The sequence below is a fragment of the Dyella sp. 05T440 genome (genome assembly GCF_056395965.1).
In genome coordinates, this window is record NZ_JBFTKN010000005.1 from 161,186 (window position 1) to 175,773 (window position 14,588).

General features: G+C 65.2%; 12 protein-coding genes. 4 read left to right on the top strand and 8 right to left on the bottom strand.

Going from position 1 to position 14,588, the window contains the following annotated elements; genetic code table 11:
* Positions 1 to 115 precede the first annotated feature (115 nt).
* On the bottom strand, positions 116 to 3,013 hold the full coding sequence (locus tag AC1DE1_RS07660) for a bifunctional diguanylate cyclase/phosphodiesterase (protein WP_477175265.1): 2,898 nt from the start codon (positions 3,011 to 3,013) through the stop codon (positions 116 to 118).
* A 263-nt stretch (positions 3,014 to 3,276) separates the two neighbouring features.
* Here AC1DE1_RS07660 and AC1DE1_RS07665 point away from each other — a divergent pair, with 263 nt between their 5' ends.
* A complete protein-coding gene (locus AC1DE1_RS07665; protein WP_441604970.1) occupies positions 3,277 to 4,194 on the top strand; it encodes a hypothetical protein in 918 nt (305 codons plus the stop codon).
* An 80-nt stretch (positions 4,195 to 4,274) separates the two neighbouring features.
* Here AC1DE1_RS07665 and AC1DE1_RS07670 read toward each other — a convergent pair whose 3' ends face one another.
* The 5 genes from AC1DE1_RS07670 to AC1DE1_RS07690 all read right to left on the bottom strand — a co-directional run bounded on the left by AC1DE1_RS07670 (position 4,275) and on the right by AC1DE1_RS07690 (position 8,928).
* Complete coding sequence (locus AC1DE1_RS07670) at positions 4,275 to 5,177, bottom strand: DUF4097 family beta strand repeat-containing protein (RefSeq protein ID WP_477175266.1); 903 nt, start codon at positions 5,175 to 5,177, stop codon at positions 4,275 to 4,277.
* A gap of 19 nt (positions 5,178 to 5,196) precedes the next feature.
* On the bottom strand, positions 5,197 to 5,643 hold the full coding sequence (locus AC1DE1_RS07675; RefSeq protein ID WP_441604967.1) for a hypothetical protein: 447 nt from the start codon (positions 5,641 to 5,643) through the stop codon (positions 5,197 to 5,199).
* Positions 5,640 to 6,191, bottom strand: coding sequence for an RNA polymerase sigma factor (locus AC1DE1_RS07680; protein WP_121877918.1), 552 nt, complete (start codon positions 6,189 to 6,191; stop codon positions 5,640 to 5,642). The genes AC1DE1_RS07675 and AC1DE1_RS07680 overlap by 4 nt, the downstream gene beginning before the upstream one ends.
* A gap of 139 nt (positions 6,192 to 6,330) precedes the next feature.
* Positions 6,331 to 8,175: a phosphoenolpyruvate carboxykinase (GTP) gene (locus AC1DE1_RS07685; RefSeq protein ID WP_477175267.1), complete on the bottom strand. Its 1,845-nt coding sequence runs from the start codon at positions 8,173 to 8,175 to the stop codon at positions 6,331 to 6,333.
* Positions 8,176 to 8,349: 174 nt separating this feature from the next.
* Positions 8,350 to 8,928 carry a TetR/AcrR family transcriptional regulator gene (locus AC1DE1_RS07690; RefSeq protein WP_441604965.1) on the bottom strand — a complete coding sequence of 193 codons (579 nt, stop codon included), beginning with the start codon at positions 8,926 to 8,928 and terminating at the stop codon, positions 8,350 to 8,352.
* Between the two features lie 127 nt (positions 8,929 to 9,055).
* Between AC1DE1_RS07690 and AC1DE1_RS07695 the strand changes: the two genes are divergently transcribed.
* The 3 genes from AC1DE1_RS07695 (at position 9,056) to AC1DE1_RS07705 (ending at position 13,025) form a co-directional block, all read left to right on the top strand.
* Complete coding sequence (locus tag AC1DE1_RS07695; RefSeq protein WP_477175473.1) at positions 9,056 to 9,946, top strand: alpha/beta fold hydrolase; 891 nt, start codon at positions 9,056 to 9,058, stop codon at positions 9,944 to 9,946.
* Positions 9,947 to 9,988: 42 nt separating this feature from the next.
* The gene (locus AC1DE1_RS07700) at positions 9,989 to 12,460 is read left to right on the top strand and encodes an acyl-CoA dehydrogenase (protein ID WP_477175268.1); all 2,472 of its coding nucleotides are present in this window, start codon (positions 9,989 to 9,991) and stop codon (positions 12,458 to 12,460) included.
* A 97-nt stretch (positions 12,461 to 12,557) separates the two neighbouring features.
* Entirely contained in the window at positions 12,558 to 13,025 is a 468-nt protein-coding gene (locus AC1DE1_RS07705) for a hotdog fold domain-containing protein (RefSeq protein WP_477175269.1), read from the top strand.
* Position 13,026: 1 nt separating this feature from the next.
* Here the strand turns inward: AC1DE1_RS07705 and AC1DE1_RS07710 are convergent, their stop codons facing one another.
* Complete coding sequence (locus tag AC1DE1_RS07710) at positions 13,027 to 14,022, bottom strand: diguanylate cyclase domain-containing protein (RefSeq protein ID WP_477175270.1); 996 nt, start codon at positions 14,020 to 14,022, stop codon at positions 13,027 to 13,029.
* Positions 14,019 to 14,588, bottom strand: coding sequence for a chemotaxis protein CheB (locus AC1DE1_RS07715; protein ID WP_477175271.1), 570 nt, complete (start codon positions 14,586 to 14,588; stop codon positions 14,019 to 14,021). The genes AC1DE1_RS07710 and AC1DE1_RS07715 overlap by 4 nt, the downstream gene beginning before the upstream one ends.

Consider the following 14,588-nt stretch of genomic DNA (forward strand, 5'->3'; position numbering starts at 1 on the left):
GGTGTCACAATAAGGCCGGTCACCGAAGGGGCCGGCCTTTTCTTTTGCCCGTCATTCCGGCGTGCACCGGAACGGCGGTTGATTGGAACTGAGGGGGCAGAACGAAGAGCTACGCCTACGGCAACGCAAAATGATGCTCTCGCTGCAACCACACCTCAGCCATCTTCGGCGTCGCAAACAGGAAGCCCTGGCCGAAGCGACAGCCGATGCGCAGCAGCGCCTCGCGCTGGTCTTCTTCCTCGATGCCTTCGGCGATCACCTGCATCTGCAGTGAATTGGCCAGCGCCTGGATGGCGCGCACCACCGCGGCGCCGTGACCGCCTTCGCGCGGCAATTCCACGATAAAGGAGCGGTCGATCTTCAGCGTCTCGATCGGGTACTGGTGCAGATAGCTCAGCGACGAGTAACCCGTGCCGAAGTCATCCAGCGCGATGCTCACGCCATGGCCGCGCAGGTTGTCGAGCATGCGCTTCACCTGGACCGCGTTCTCCAGCAGCGCGCGTTCGGTCACCTCGACGCGCAGGCAGCGCGGCGGCAGGTGATGCGACTCGATCAGGTCGAGCAGGCGCTTGTCCAGGTCCAGCGAACGGAAGTGGCGTCCAGACACGTTGATGCTGACGAAGCCATCGCTGCCGGCCAGCGCTTCGGCCTGTGCGCAGACCTGCTCGAAGATCTGCCAGTCGATGGCTTCCGAGCAGCCGCTTTCTTCGGCCACGGCAAGGAAATCGCCGGGCGTGAGCAGGCCGCGGTCCGGATGGCGCCAGCGCAACAGCGCTTCATAGCCCACCGTGCGGCCGGTCTGCAGCGCCACGATGGGCTGGTAGAACGGCACGAATTCGTTGCGGCTCAGCGCGCGGCGCAGGTCGCCTTCCATTTCCAGCAGCGACAAGGCTTCGCGGCGCAGGCGATCGTCGAACACCGCGGCGCGATGGCGACCCTCGTCCTTGGCGCGATACATCGCCGCATCGGCGTCACGCAGTAATTCTTCCGGACGCTGGTAATGCGGACTGGGCAGGGCGATGCCGATCGAGGCCGAGGTGAAGATTTCCTTCGCGCCGAGGCGGAACGGCGTCTGCAATTCGTCGATGATGCGTTCGGCGATCAGCATCGCCATCTTCGGATCGGTGATGCCTTCGGCCAGCACGGCAAATTCGTCGCCGCCCAGGCGCGCCACCACGTCGCGCGTCTTCAAGCACGCGCGGATGCGGCCGCCGACCTGGAACAACAGATCGTCGCCGACCAGGTGGCCGACGGAATCGTTGATGACCTTGAAACGGTCCAGGTCGATGAACAGCACCGCGAACAATTCCTGCGTGTCGCCGTGATAGCGCTGCAGGGCCTGCTCGAGGCGCTGCAGCAACAGCGTGCGATTGGGCAGGCCGGTCAGCGAATCGTGCAGGGTCTCGTACTTGAGGCGGCGCTCCACGCGCTCGCGCTCGGCAATCTGTTCGCGCAGGTCGCGGTTGGCCAGCGCGAGGGCGCGCGTGCGCTCGGTGACGCGGCGCTCCAGGCTGGCATAGGCCTGCTTCAGCGATTCGGTGGTGTGCTTGCGTTGCAGCGCGTTGGCGACGTGGTAGCCCACGAAGGTGAGCAGCTCCTGGTCGCGCACGTCGTAAGTATGTTCCGGCGAGTAGCTCTGCACGGCCAGCACGCCCATGGCGCGATCGCCCCAGACCAGCGGCACGCCCAGCCAGCACACCGAACGCGAACCACGATGGGTGATTTCGCCGCTCTGCTGCAGGCGATCGAATTCCGCCGGATCGGCCAGCAGTGGCTTGGCGTGGCGCAGCACGAATTCGGTGACGCCGCGGCCATGCGCGCGCGGCAGGCGCACGGTGTCGAATTCGTCGACGGAGTAGGGGAAGCTAAGGGTTTTCTGCTCTTCGTCCAGCAGCGCGATATAGAAGTTGCGCGCATAGAGCAGGCCGCCGATCACCCGGTGAACGGCGGCATAGAAGTTGTCGATGCTTTCGGACGCGTTGGCCAGCTCCGCGATGCGGAACAGCGCCGCCTGCAGGCGCTCGCCGCGCTGGCGTTGCAGCACCTGCTGGCGCAGCACGCGGTTGGCTTCGCGCAACGCGGCAGTACGGCTGGAGACGCGGCGTTCGAGTTCCTCGTGCGCCTCGCGTCGTTCCAGCGCGGTCTGCACGTGCTTGGCGACGTAGCTGAGCAGTTCGCGGTCGTGCTCGCTGTAATGGGTGTCTTCGCGATAGCTCTGCATCACGATGCCGCCGACCACGCGACCGTCGCGCAGCAGCGGCACGCCCAGCCAGTGTTCGCACACCGGGCCCAGCAGCACGAAGCGTCCCTTGAACTGTTCGGTCAGCTCGGCCACCGATCCCATGATCGCCTGGCCGCCCTGCAGCAGATTCCAGGTGAGGCTGTAACGCATCTCCTGCAGCGGCACCGATTCGTCGGGCGAGGGCGGTTCCTTGTCCATCGTGTCGACGTAGTACGGAAAGCGCACCGTATCGGTCGCGGCGTCGTACAAGGCGATGTAGAAATTTTCCGCGTACATCAGGCTGCCGAGAATGGCGTGCAGCGAGTGCATCATCTCGGTCATGTTGTGCTCGGCGCCCGCCTGGTCGGCAATGGCGTAGAGCGCGCGCTGCAGACGCTCGGCCAGCGCCAGCCGCGAAATGGCTTCGTACAGGCGCGAGGTTTCCGCCAGCTGGCGCAGGCGGCAGGCCAGCAGCCGGCCGATCCACGCCAGGTTCTCTCTCATCGGGTCCGAGATCGAGCCCGTGGGCAAGGCCAGCACCAGCGAACGCAGGCCTTGCGGATCCTCCGCCAGATCCAGCTGGGTGATCTGCTCGTTCGGCGGCTCGGTGTCGCCCAGCAGGCGCCAATGCAGGCGGCCTTCGATGCCCAGATCGCGCAGCATGACTTCGCAGATTTCCGCCACGCTCGCAGCATCAGCCGCGCGGAAGAGACGCTCCACCGCGGCATGCATGGCTGCGACAGCGCTGTCCGCAGGCCATGAGGGCATTGTGCTGGAAGGGACCGATGTCATCAGTCGTGGGGCGATTCCGGGCATTGTCGACAGGAGAGGACTATATATCGCCTCCATTCAGCTTTGTCGCCGGGTCTGTAAACCGGGAACCTATTGGGTTGGCAGATGTCAAAAATTCGTGAGATGGGCCATACGGACTTGGTTCACAAACTGGGAATCTGGGTGTTAGCAAAAAGTAAAATGTGGTATCGTTAGGCCTAACTCGTCTCTGGGAGGGGGCGAATCCGTTCCTGCCTATCTGTATCGCGGGGGTTTCGCGTTTCATGCGTCGTCTGTTCTTGTCATTGCCACTGCTGTTGATGCCGCTGATCGCGGCAGGACAGACTGCGGCCAGTGATTCGTACAGCGCGGCCGGTCGCCTGCTCTCGCAGACGCCGGATCAGACCTCCCAGGCCGCTGCCAACGGCGTGCCCCTGTGGCGCGGCTCCGATGGCCGCTGGCTGGCGTTGCAGTCGAACAGCGACACGCTGGGTTCGGCGCAATTGGCCGATACGCCGCTGCAGTTCCGCGCGGTGGATTCGGCCACCGTGCAGTCTTCCGAATTCCGCTATGGCATCGCTCCCAATGTGCAGGCGCACGTGGGCGTGAGCGAGCACAACTGGGCGAACAACCAGGCGCCGCGCATCATCGGCAGCGAAGTGGGCGCAACGTATAACGATGGTCGCTATTCGCTCGGCCTGAGCGTGGGCACCGACAATGTGCAGGGCGCTGCCACGCTGCCGCGTCTGCTCCCCGGCGCCATGCCGGGTGTCAACGGCCTCTCCGGTTTCGACAGCAGCACCCAGGTCAATGCGCGTGGCCGCTTCGCCCTGGATGGCAAGAGCGGCATCGATCTGGGCGCCAGCGTCGGCCGTGTGCGTCTGCTGCCTGGCAACGTGCTGGGCGTGAATGCACTCGACCAGAAAGCGGTGAGCTTTGGCGTCGATCGCGGTCCGCTGAGCGGCAGCATCGTGGGTCGTACCATGGCGCCGGAAGCGGGTGTGCCCGGTGGCGCCGGCTACAACCCGGATCGTCGCTGGAACAGCATCGACCTGGGCGTGACCTGGCGTCTGCCGTGGCAGGGCCAGTTGAGCATCGGCGCGCAGAATCTGTGGTCGTCGGGCAACGCCATCAATACGCCGGCGGGCCCGGAACCGGACCAGTCGCGCACGCCGTACGTGCAGTACCACCAGGATCTCTGATTCAAGCCGTCGACCTTCGGTTGAACGCGCAAAGAAAACGCCGGGCTTGCCCGGCGTTTTTCGTTGCTGCCAGTCGGTGATCAGTCCTGCCGGCGGATGCGCAGGTCGCCGCTGAAGGTTTCGACATTCATCTTGGCGCCGCCCGCACCCGCCGTGGCTTCCAGCTCGCTGCCGGGGCCGTGTTCGGGCTTCTTCACCGTGCCAAAGTCGCTGCGCAGGTCGCCGCTGAAGGTGGAGGCCTTGATGATCGCCGACAGGCTGGACGGCACCTGGATCTGCACGTCGCCGCTCATGCTGTCGACGTCGTAGCTGCCATTGGGCGCGACGCCGCCGGCCAGCTGCACATCGCCGGAGACGGTGCTCAGGTTGAGCCTGCGCCACGGACCACCGCTGACATGGATGCGGCCGGAGACCGTCTGCAGGTTGGCCTCGGTGCCCACGTTCGGCGCGAGGATGTCGCCGCTCACCGTCTGCAACGCCACCTTGTCCGCGCTGCCGGCCAGCTCCAGGCTGCCGCTCACGGCGTCGGCATCGACGCTCGGCGAGCGGGCATTGATGCGTGCCTTGCCGCTGACGGTGTTGACCTTGATGCTGCCGCCGTCGATGCCGTCGATGTTCATCGGCGCGCTCACCACGTCGACATCGAGCGAGGCGCCCTTGGGCACGCGCACATCCAGCGTGGTGGAACCCATCGAGCTGTCGCTGCCCCAGCTGAACAGGCCGGACTTGCCCTGCGGTTCGACCTTGATACTCAAGCTGCTGTTGCTGCCTTCGATGGCCAGCGGCTTGGCGCCGTCGCCGAGTCGGCCGGTGACTTGCACCTGGTTGCGATCCCAGGCGCTCACGGTCACGGCGCCCTTGACGTTGCTGATGCTCACATGCGCGTTGGGCAACGCGTCGTGGCTGAGGTTGATGGGCGTGTCGGCCAGGGCCTGGCCGATCGACAGGCTGAGCAGGAGTGGGATGACGCGTGCGGTTTTCATGGTGAAGGCTCCGCTGGACTCAACCAGCCTGGTGTTCCATCTGTCGCAGCTGCGACTGTTGTTTCTGGGTGCGCATCAGCAGTCGCTGCAGCGCCGGTGAGTCGGGCGCCTGTTCGATGGCCTGGCGCAGTTCCATGTTGGCGGCATCCAGTTCCACCGCCGCGCCGGCAAGGCGCGGATCGTTCGGACGCCAGCGGCTCACGTCCGGCGTGGTGGACGCCGTGGCATTGGCCAGCGTGCGATCGCGCAGGTGCACCGCAAGACTGCCGGCAAACAGCGACAAGCCGACGAAGCTGGCGGCGATCAGCCAGTTTTGCGGCTGGCGCCATGCGCGTCGTGCAGTGGGCACGACCGTGCTGGTATCGGCTGCATCGAGTGCAGCGTCGATCCCGGACCACAGATCGCGACGTGGAGTAACCGGTTCGCGCAGGGCGCGTGTCTGGCGCAGCCATTCAAATTCGTTCATGAGCGTTCTCCCAAAACTTTCCGCAGCAGGCCGCGGGCGCGATGCAATTGCGCCTTGGACGAACCCACTGCCATGCCGAGTTCGGCACCGATCTCCTCGTGTCGCCAACCTTCCACGTCGTGCAGCACCAGCACGGCGCGCGCCCGTGGCGGCAGTTTGCCAATGGCACGTTCCAGTTCGTCGCGTTCGGCGGCGCAGAACGGCGTTTCACCGTGATCGGGGATAAGTTCCTCGTCCATCATGGTGACCGGGTCCGAACCGCGCGACCTGATATCCATCAACGCGACATTCACCGCCAGGCGATACAACCAGGTACTGAACGCACTATCGCCGCGAAAGCCGGACAGTTTCTGCCAGGCGCGGATGAAAGCTTCCTGGGTGAGATCCTCGGCGCGGGCGTGGTCGTAGCCGGCCAGGCGCAAGATGGCGCCGTAGATGCGGTCCACATGCGCCCGATAGAGCCGCTGGAAAGCCGCGCGATCGCCACTCGCCGCCGCCTGGACGTCGTCCATGTCATGAGACTCCGCGGCGGGCGCTGGCGGCGGCATGGTGGTTCCGGTGGCGGGGCAGGCAGCAATCATCTTGCCAGCTTGGATGCACCGGCGCGCAGCAAGGTTTAGAGCCGAGGGAGAGGGTCAGCTGCAGGAGATCCTCGCCGGCCGCGTCGGGCCGGCGAGGGGGAGGGCGTCAGGAGGCGACGGCCGCGCGCGGCGGCACAGCCGCATCGTTGAGCGCCTTGGCGACGCGCTTTTGTTCGGCATGCAGTTCCTGCGGCATGCGCTGGCCGAAGCTTTCCAGGTATTCGCCGATGGCGGCGAGCTCGGCGGTCCAGCCGGCCTGGTCCACTTCGAACAAGGTGTCGACCGTGGCGCGGTCGAGCTGGAGGTCGTCGAGCTTGATCTCGCCCGCCTTCGGCAGCGTGCCGATCGGTGTGTGGTTGCCCGCGGCGCGGCCTTCCACGCGATCGATCATCCACTGCAGCACGCGCAGGTTGTCGCCGAAGCCCGGCCACAGGAAGCGGCCGTCCTCGCCCTTGCGGAACCAGTTGACGTGGAAAATCTTCGGCAGCTTGGCGCCCGGCTGGTCGAACGACAGCCAGTGACGGAAGTAGTCGCCGTAGTGATAGCCGGCGAACGGCTTCATGGCCATCGAGTCGCGTCGCAGCACGCCGACAGCGCCCGTGGCGGCGGCGGTGGTTTCCGAGCCCATGGCGGCGCCGACGAGTACGCCGTGCTTCCAGTCCTTCGCCTCGAACACCAGCGGGATCAGTGAAGGACGGCGACCGCCGAACACGATGGCGCTGATCGGCACGCCCTGCGCGTCTTCCGCGCGCGGCGACCAGGTCGGGCACTGCTTGGCGCTGACGGTGAAGCGCGAATTGGGATGCGCGGCCGGACCGTTCGCCGGGTCATACGGACGACCCTGCCAGTCGGTGACCGGTGTGCCCGGCAAGCCTTCCCACCACGGCTGGTTGTCGGCGGTGACGGCGACGTTGGTGAAGATGGTGTCGCGCGCAATCGTCGACAGCGCATTGGGATTGGTGGCGTCGCTGGTGCCCGGCGCCACGCCGAAATAACCCGCTTCCGGATTGATCGCGTACAGACGGCCATCCGCACCCGGGCGCATCCAGCAGATGTCGTCGCCCACCGTCCACACTTTCCAACCGTCCTGGCGATAAGCCTCCGGCGGAATCAGCATGGCCAGGTTGGTCTTGCCGCAGGCCGACGGGAACGCGGCGGCGATGTAATGCGTTTCGCCCTGTGGGTTTTCGATGCCCACGATCAGCATGTGTTCGGCCAGCCAGCCCTCGGACTTGGCCTGGTAGCTGGCGATGCGCAGCGCGTGGCACTTCTTGCCGAGCAATGCATTGCCGCCGTAGCCCGAGCCGTAGGACTTGATGGTCAGCTCTTCGGGGAAGTGCATGATGAAGCGGCGCTCGGGATCGAGTTCGCCAGTGGAGTGCAGCCCCTTCACGAACGTGCCTTCGCGCTCGATGCGCGCCTGTGCGGCGGCGCCCATGCGCGTCATGGTGCGCATGTTGGCGACCACGTAGGGGCTATCGGTGATCTCAACGCCGCAACGGGCGAGCGGGGAGTCGATCGGGCCCATGCAGTAGGGAATCACATACATGGTGCGGCCTTCCATGCAGCCGTCGAACAGCGCGTCCATCTTGGCGTGCGCATCGGCCGGGGCCATCCAGTGATTGTTCGGGCCGGCGTCGACCTCGTCCTTGGTGCACACAAAGGTGAGGTGCTCGACGCGGGCCACGTCGGAGGGGCTCGAGCGATGCAGGTAGCAGCCCGGATGGGTCTCCTGGTTCAACTCGATCAGGTCGCCGGTGTCCAGCATGTGCTGCACCAGCTGCTGGTACTCGGAGTCCGAGCCGTCGCACCAATGGATCTTTGCCGGACGGGTCAGCGCCGCGACCTCATCAACCCAGCGCTGCAGCGCTGCCAGCTTGCTCGACATCGTTTCCTCACTCTGGTCTTGAGCTAAAAAAGAACAGAAACGGTAACTTACGTGCACTGGCATGGCAAGGCATGGCGCAGCAAAAGCCAACTGGGCGCACCCCTAATTCGCTGCCAGACCCGATAGTTACAGGTGTAACTGCAGACCACTTTGCCAGCTGGACTACCAGTGGTTGGCAACATAAAAAAACGCCGCCCGAGGGCGGCGTTCGTGCGAGCGATGGTGCCTGGCCGAGGGTCAGGCCGGCGTGAGGGTGCGGATCATGTGCTCCACGTACGCATCGAACTCGTCATGGCTGATGCGCGGCAGGCCCAGCGTAAAGTTGAGCTGGAGGAAGCCCACATAGGCGGCATAAGTCAGCCGGGCGCGATTGAGCGCTTCTTCCGGCACCAGGCCGGCCTCGCTGTAAATGGTGGTGAGGAATTCCATGCGGCGCTGCGAAACGCGCGCCATCACCGGCACCACCTGCGGGTGATCCAGCGCCTTGAGCAACGCGGCATACACGCGGTGCGGTGCGATTTCATGCGCCACGCGACGGAACAATTCGGGCAGGCGCGCGCGGGGATCGGGCATGGCCTCGATCTGGCTGATCACCTCTTTCTCGCCGTATTGCTCCCAGCGTTCCAGCGCCGCCTGCAGCAGCGCCTCGCGGGTACGGAAATGCCAGTAGAAGCTGCCCTTGGTGACGCCCAGCTGGCGTGCCAGCGCCTCGACGGCGAGTGCGCCAACGCCTTGGTCGGCGATCAGCCGGAGGGCGGCGTCTTCCCAATCCTCGGCGGACAGGCGGGTGCGTTCGGGTTTGGCGCTTGCATTCATACGCGTATGGTAGCCCCTGCGGGCCGCTTTGCAATTGGCGTCCGGGCAAGTCGTTGAATCGACGGAAACTCCGCGTTGCCGCAGCGCATATTGACGCAGACATTTGTTGCAATCCATACTCATGCGTATGGTATCGACAACCCCGACCCAGAAATCCAGTCACTACGTCACGGCCGTCGACGGCCTGACGCTGGCTATCGATATTCGCCAGCCCACCGGCCATCCCACGCTGCTCTTCGCACACGGCTTCGGCCAGACGCGCGGGGCGTGGCGCACCACTGCCGAAGCGCTGGCAAACGAAGGCTTCCGCTGCGTCACCTTCGATGCGCGCGGGCATGGCGAGAGCGGCCACGTGGCGGGCGGCGATTACCACATGGAGCAATTCATCGGCGACCTGCGCCTGCTGGCGCACGCCGAGCTGAGCAAGCCGATCCTGGTCGGCGCCTCGATGGGCGGTCTGCTCGGGTTGGTGATCGCGGGCGAGATCGATCCGGAGGCGTTTCGGGCACTCGTGCTGGTCGACATCACGCCGCGCTGGGAGACCAAGGGCGTGGAACGCATCCTGGCCTTCATGCAGGCCCATCCCGATGGCTTCGAAAACTATGCGCAGGCGGCGGACGAAATCGCCAGGTACATGCCGCATCGCGCCGAGCGCAAAACCGAAGATCAACTGCGCCCCCTGCTGCGCGAAGGCGACGACGGTCGCCTGCGCTGGCATTGGGATCCGGCCCTGCTCAACGGATTGGTGAGCGAGAGCGAACGTTACCAGCCGCGCCTGATGTCGGCGGCGGCCAAGGTGCGCGTGCCGGTGTTGCTGTTGTCGGGCGGTCGCAGCGATGTCGTTTCGCGCGACACCGTCGATGAATTCCTGCAGCTGGTGCCGCATGCCGAGCATGTGGAGCTGCCGCGCGCCACACACATGGTCGCCGGCGACGCCAACGACGCATTCACCCGCGAGATCGCACGATTCGTGGGCCAGCTTTCTTCTACCGATCGCAGCGATGCGGTCACCGCCTGAATCCATGTTCCACCAAGACGTCATGCGTAACGAGGTGTTTGAATGTCCGTGATACTGACTTTGCTGGCGGCGCTGATTGCCACTGGCGCCTGTGCCTACCACCGCAGCAGTCTGCGCACGTGGGCGATTGCCACGGTGATCACGACCGTCGTGGTCGGCCTGGTCGCCGGCGCGCCGTGGACGACTTTCATCCTGGTGGTGATCGAACTGGCGATCGCCGTGCCGCTGCTGATGGACGGTTTCCGCCGCAAGCAGATCAGCGCGCCGCTGCTGAAGATGTTCGCCAAGGTCACGCCCAAGCTTTCCGAAACCGAACAGACCGCGCTTGAAGCGGGCACGGTCGGTTTCGAAGGCGAGCTGTTCTCGGGCAAGCCCGACTGGCATGAGCTGCTCAAGCAGCCCAAGCCGGAATTGAGCGTGGAAGAACAGGCCTATCTCGACGGTCCCGTGGAAGAACTCTGCGGCATGATCGACGACTGGCAGATCACCCACGAGCTGGCCGACCTGCCGCCGGAAGTCTGGGCCTTCATCAAGAAGCACAAGTTCTTCGGCATGATCATTCCCAAGTCGTATGGCGGCCTGGGCTTCTCGGCGCTGGCGCACTCGGCGGTGCTGCAGAAGCTCGCGACTATGTCGGCCACGGTGGCATCGACGGTGGCCGTGCCCAATTCGCTGGGCCCGGCGGAACTGCTGCTGCACTACGGCAGCGACGAGCAGAAGAACCACTACCTGCCGCGCCTCGCGGTGGGCGAAGAAATTCCGTGTTTCGCGCTCACCGGCCCGTATGCCGGTTCCGATGCCACCTCGATCACCGACTTCGGTGTGGTCTGCAAGCAGGTGGTGGATGGGGTCGAAACGCTGGGCATGAAGCTCACCTTCGACAAGCGCTACATCACGCTGGCGCCGATCGCCACGGTGGTGGGTCTGGCCTTCCGTCTGTACGACCCGGAGAAATTGCTGGGTGACAAGGAAGACCTCGGCATCACGCTGGCGCTGCTGCCGCGTTCCACGCCGGGCCTGGAAATTGGTCGCCGTCACTTCCCCCTCAACGTGCCGTTCCAGAATGGTCCGCTGCACGGCAAGGACGTGTTCGTGCCGATGTCGGTGCTGATCGGCGGCCCGCATATGGCCGGCCATGGCTGGCGCATGCTGGTGGAATGTCTCTCGGTGGGTCGTGCCATTTCGCTGCCGTCCAATGCCACCGGCGGCGTGCGCGCTGCCGTTGCTGCGACGGGTGCGTATGCGCGCATGCGCAAGCAGTTCGGTCTTTCGATTGCACGCTTCGAAGGCGTGGAAGAAGCACTCGCCCGCATCGGTGGCCTGACATACGCGACGGCCGCTTTGTCGCGTGCCACCGCAGCCGCAGTGGATCGCGGCGAGAAGCCGGCGGTGCCGTCGGCGATCGCCAAGTACCACGCCACCGAGTGGGGCCGCATCATCGCCGGTGATGCGATGGACGTGCACGGCGGCAAGGCCGTGCAGCTGGGTCCGAAGAACTACGCCGGCCGCGCCTGGCAGGGCGTGCCCATCGCCATCACGGTGGAAGGCGCCAACATCATGACGCGCAGCCTGATGATCTTCGGTCAGGGCGCCATCCGCTGCCATCCCTATGTGTTGAAGGAAATGCAGGCGCTGTCGATCCCAGATTACGGCGATCGCCTCAAGGCGTTCGACCGCGCGCTGTTCGGTCACATCGGTTTTGGCATCTCCAACGCCGTGCGTTCGCTCACGCTGGGCCTGACCGGTTCGCGCATTGGCGACACCGCGGGCGACGCCTATGTGCGTCGCTACTACCGCAAGCTCAACCGCTACTCGGCGGCGCTCGCGCTGTGTGCCGATACCTTCATGGGCGTGCTGGGCGGCAAGTTGAAGTTCAAGGAAAAGCTGTCCGCCCGCCTGGGTGACGTGTTGAGCTATCTCTACATCGCCAGCGCCATGCTCAAGCGTTATGAGGATACCGGCCGTCCGGAAGCCGATCGTCCGCTGCTGGCATGGGCGTTCCATGAGTGCATGTGGCGCATCCAGACCTCGCTCGACGGCGCCATCCGCAACTTCCCGGTGCGACCGGTTTCGTGGCTGCTGCGTGCGCTGGTGTTCCCGTGGGGACGCCGCGAAGTGCCGCCGTCCGATCGCCTGGGCCGTCGCGTTGCCGCCATCATAACGGCGCCGGGCGAGGCGCGTGATCGCCTGATCGAGTGGACCTATCTCACGCCGACCGCCAACAACACCATCGGCCGCATGAACGCACTGCTGCCGGACGTGATCGCGGCCGAGCCGGTGGAACGCAAGTTCGGCAAGGCGCAGAAGGCCGGCCAGTTCAAGTCGCACGACTACGTGGGGCAGCTGGTCGAAGCGATGCAGGCGGGGGTGATCAATGCCGCCGAATTCGAACTGCTCAAGCGCGTGCGCGAGGGCGTGTTCGAGTTCATTTCGGTAGACGACTTCGATCCGTCCGAACTCCGTGCCGCGGTGACGCGCGCCGACCGCAACAAGAAGCTGGCCGACGCGGCCTGACGTTGCCGGCCGCCATGCCTGTTCACGCAGGCATGGCGGCAATCCATCGACATACGAAAGGGCGGCGCCGCCGCGTTGCCCGCGAGGGAGGTTTGGCATGAACCAGGCACTGTCGCTGTATCGTCGGTTGGTCACACTGCCCGGTGGCCGCTGGCTCTATGGCCGCCTGATCTGTTTGAAGGCGCCTTACTTCGCCACGATTGCTCCTCAGTTCCGCGCACTGGAACCGGGGCTCTGCGAAGTGGCGATCCGCGATCGCCGCCGCGTGCACAACCATATCGGCACCGTGCACGCGATTGCCCTATGCAATGCCGCCGAACTCACCGCGGGCATGATGACCGACGTGACCATCCCGTCGAGCATGCGCTGGATTCCCAAGGGCATGACGGTGGAATACCTGGCCAAGGCCACGGGCACCCTGGTGGCGCAGGCCAGGCCGGAATCGCCGGCGCGCGAGGCGACCAGCGGTTATGCGTGGCCGGCGCTGGTAAGCGTGCGCAACGTAGCGGGCGAGGAAGTCTTCCGCGCGCGCATCGACATGTGGGTGTCGCCGCGCAAGTCGTGAATCAAGGCGACATCACACAGCAATTCTTGCCGCTGTCCTTGGCCTGATAGAGCGCGCGATCGGCGGACTGGATCAGATCCTCGTCGGCTTGTCCGTCGCCCTTCCACAGGGTCACGCCAATGCTTGCGCTGACCTGCGCGTTGAACGGGCCGTGGCGCCCCTCAAGCGGGTAGGGAGCGGCGAGCGCGTTGCCGATGTCCTGGCAGCGGCGCATGAGCAAATCCACGTCAGCCACGTCTTCCAGGATCAATGCAAACTCATCGCCACCGAGGCGCGCGACCGTGTCGTTGCTGCGCACCTGATCGCTGAGTCGTTCCGCAATGGCTTTCAGCAGGGCATCGCCCGCCGGGTGGCCGTGGTTGTCGTTGACGCCCTTGAAGCCATCAATGTCGAGCATGGCCAATGCGAAGCCGGGCCCGTGCCGCGGTACGCGTTGCATGGCGGTGAGCAGGCGGTCGTGGAACAGCGTGCGATTGGGCAGGCCGGTGAGTGTGTCGTGGGTGGCCTGGTGGCGGATCTGCGCTTCGATGCGCCGGCGTTCTGAAATTTCCGTGTTGAGCTGCTCGTTGCGCTCCTCCAGTTCGGCCAGCGTCGACTTAAGCGCCGCTCGCGCGCGGTACAGCTCGAGGAAAACGCGCACCTTGGACTGCAGGATCATGTCGTTGATCGGCTTGGCGATGTAATCCACCGCGCCAAAGTGGTAGCCGCGCACGCGATTGATGTCGTCGGCATAGGCCGCTGTGACGAAGATGATCGGCGTTTCGCGCAGACGTTCATCCTCGCCGATCAGGAAGGCCACCTCAAAGCCGTCCATCTCCGGCATGTTCACGTCGAGCAGGATCAGCGCGAACTCATGGTCCAGGCACAACGCGAGCGCTGCGTTGCCGTTGTCGGCCTCGTACAGCTGTGCGCCGCTGTCGGCAAGCAGGTGGCGCATGGCGACGAGGTTGGCGGGGGTGTCGTCGACGACGAGGATCTTTGGGGCTGGCAGGTTCATGGCAGGCATAGACGGTTGAGCAGCGGCGCGATCGCCGCCAGTGGAAGGCAATGGTCCGCGCCGGCGCGTTCGAGCGCGGCGGCGGGCATGGTCGCAACGTCGGCATCGGCCGGATCCTGCACGACGGCAATCCCCCCGGCCTGCCGTACATGCAGCAGTCCATCGGCGCCATCGCTGTTGGCGCCGGTAAGCACGATGCCGATCAGCGACTCGCGATACGCCTCGGCAGCTGATTCAAACAGCACGTCGATGGATGGGCGGGCAAAGCTCACGCGCTGATCCACCGACAACGAAAAACGTCGACTTGCTTCGACCAGCAAGTGATAGCCGCTTGGCGCCACATGGATCACGCCGCCGCGCATGGGCGCGCGCTCGCGCGCCTCCTCCACCGGGAGCGTGGCGTGCTTGGCCAGCAGCTCGCACAAGAGATCCACCGTGGCCGAACCGGTGTGGCAGCACACAGCAATCGGCTGGGGCAGGGCGGGATCGATGCCGGCGAACAGATGCTCCAGCGCGGTGAGGCCGCCCGCGGAACAACCGATCACGATGGCCTGTGGGACGGCCAT

Bases quoted from the DNA above. Each gene is read 5' to 3' on its own strand.
- AC1DE1_RS07660 (WP_477175265.1), bottom strand. From the start codon at position 3,013: ATGACATCGGTCCCTTCCAGCACAATGCCCTCATGGCCTGCGGACAGC.
- AC1DE1_RS07665 (WP_441604970.1), top strand. From the start codon at position 3,277: ATGCGTCGTCTGTTCTTGTCATTGCCACTGCTGTTGATGCCGCTGATC.
- AC1DE1_RS07670 (WP_477175266.1), bottom strand. From the start codon at position 5,177: ATGAAAACCGCACGCGTCATCCCACTCCTGCTCAGCCTGTCGATCGGC.
- AC1DE1_RS07675 (WP_441604967.1), bottom strand. From the start codon at position 5,643: ATGAACGAATTTGAATGGCTGCGCCAGACACGCGCCCTGCGCGAACCG.
- AC1DE1_RS07680 (WP_121877918.1), bottom strand. From the start codon at position 6,191: ATGCCGCCGCCAGCGCCCGCCGCGGAGTCTCATGACATGGACGACGTC.
- AC1DE1_RS07685 (WP_477175267.1), bottom strand. From the start codon at position 8,175: ATGCCAGTGCACGTAAGTTACCGTTTCTGTTCTTTTTTAGCTCAAGAC.
- AC1DE1_RS07690 (WP_441604965.1), bottom strand. From the start codon at position 8,928: ATGAATGCAAGCGCCAAACCCGAACGCACCCGCCTGTCCGCCGAGGAT.
- AC1DE1_RS07695 (WP_477175473.1), top strand. From the start codon at position 9,056: ATGGTATCGACAACCCCGACCCAGAAATCCAGTCACTACGTCACGGCC.
- AC1DE1_RS07700 (WP_477175268.1), top strand. From the start codon at position 9,989: ATGTCCGTGATACTGACTTTGCTGGCGGCGCTGATTGCCACTGGCGCC.
- AC1DE1_RS07705 (WP_477175269.1), top strand. From the start codon at position 12,558: ATGAACCAGGCACTGTCGCTGTATCGTCGGTTGGTCACACTGCCCGGT.
- AC1DE1_RS07710 (WP_477175270.1), bottom strand. From the start codon at position 14,022: ATGAACCTGCCAGCCCCAAAGATCCTCGTCGTCGACGACACCCCCGCC.
- AC1DE1_RS07715 (WP_477175271.1), bottom strand. From the start codon at position 14,588: ATGGCCGTCCCACAGGCCATCGTGATCGGTTGTTCCGCGGGCGGCCTC.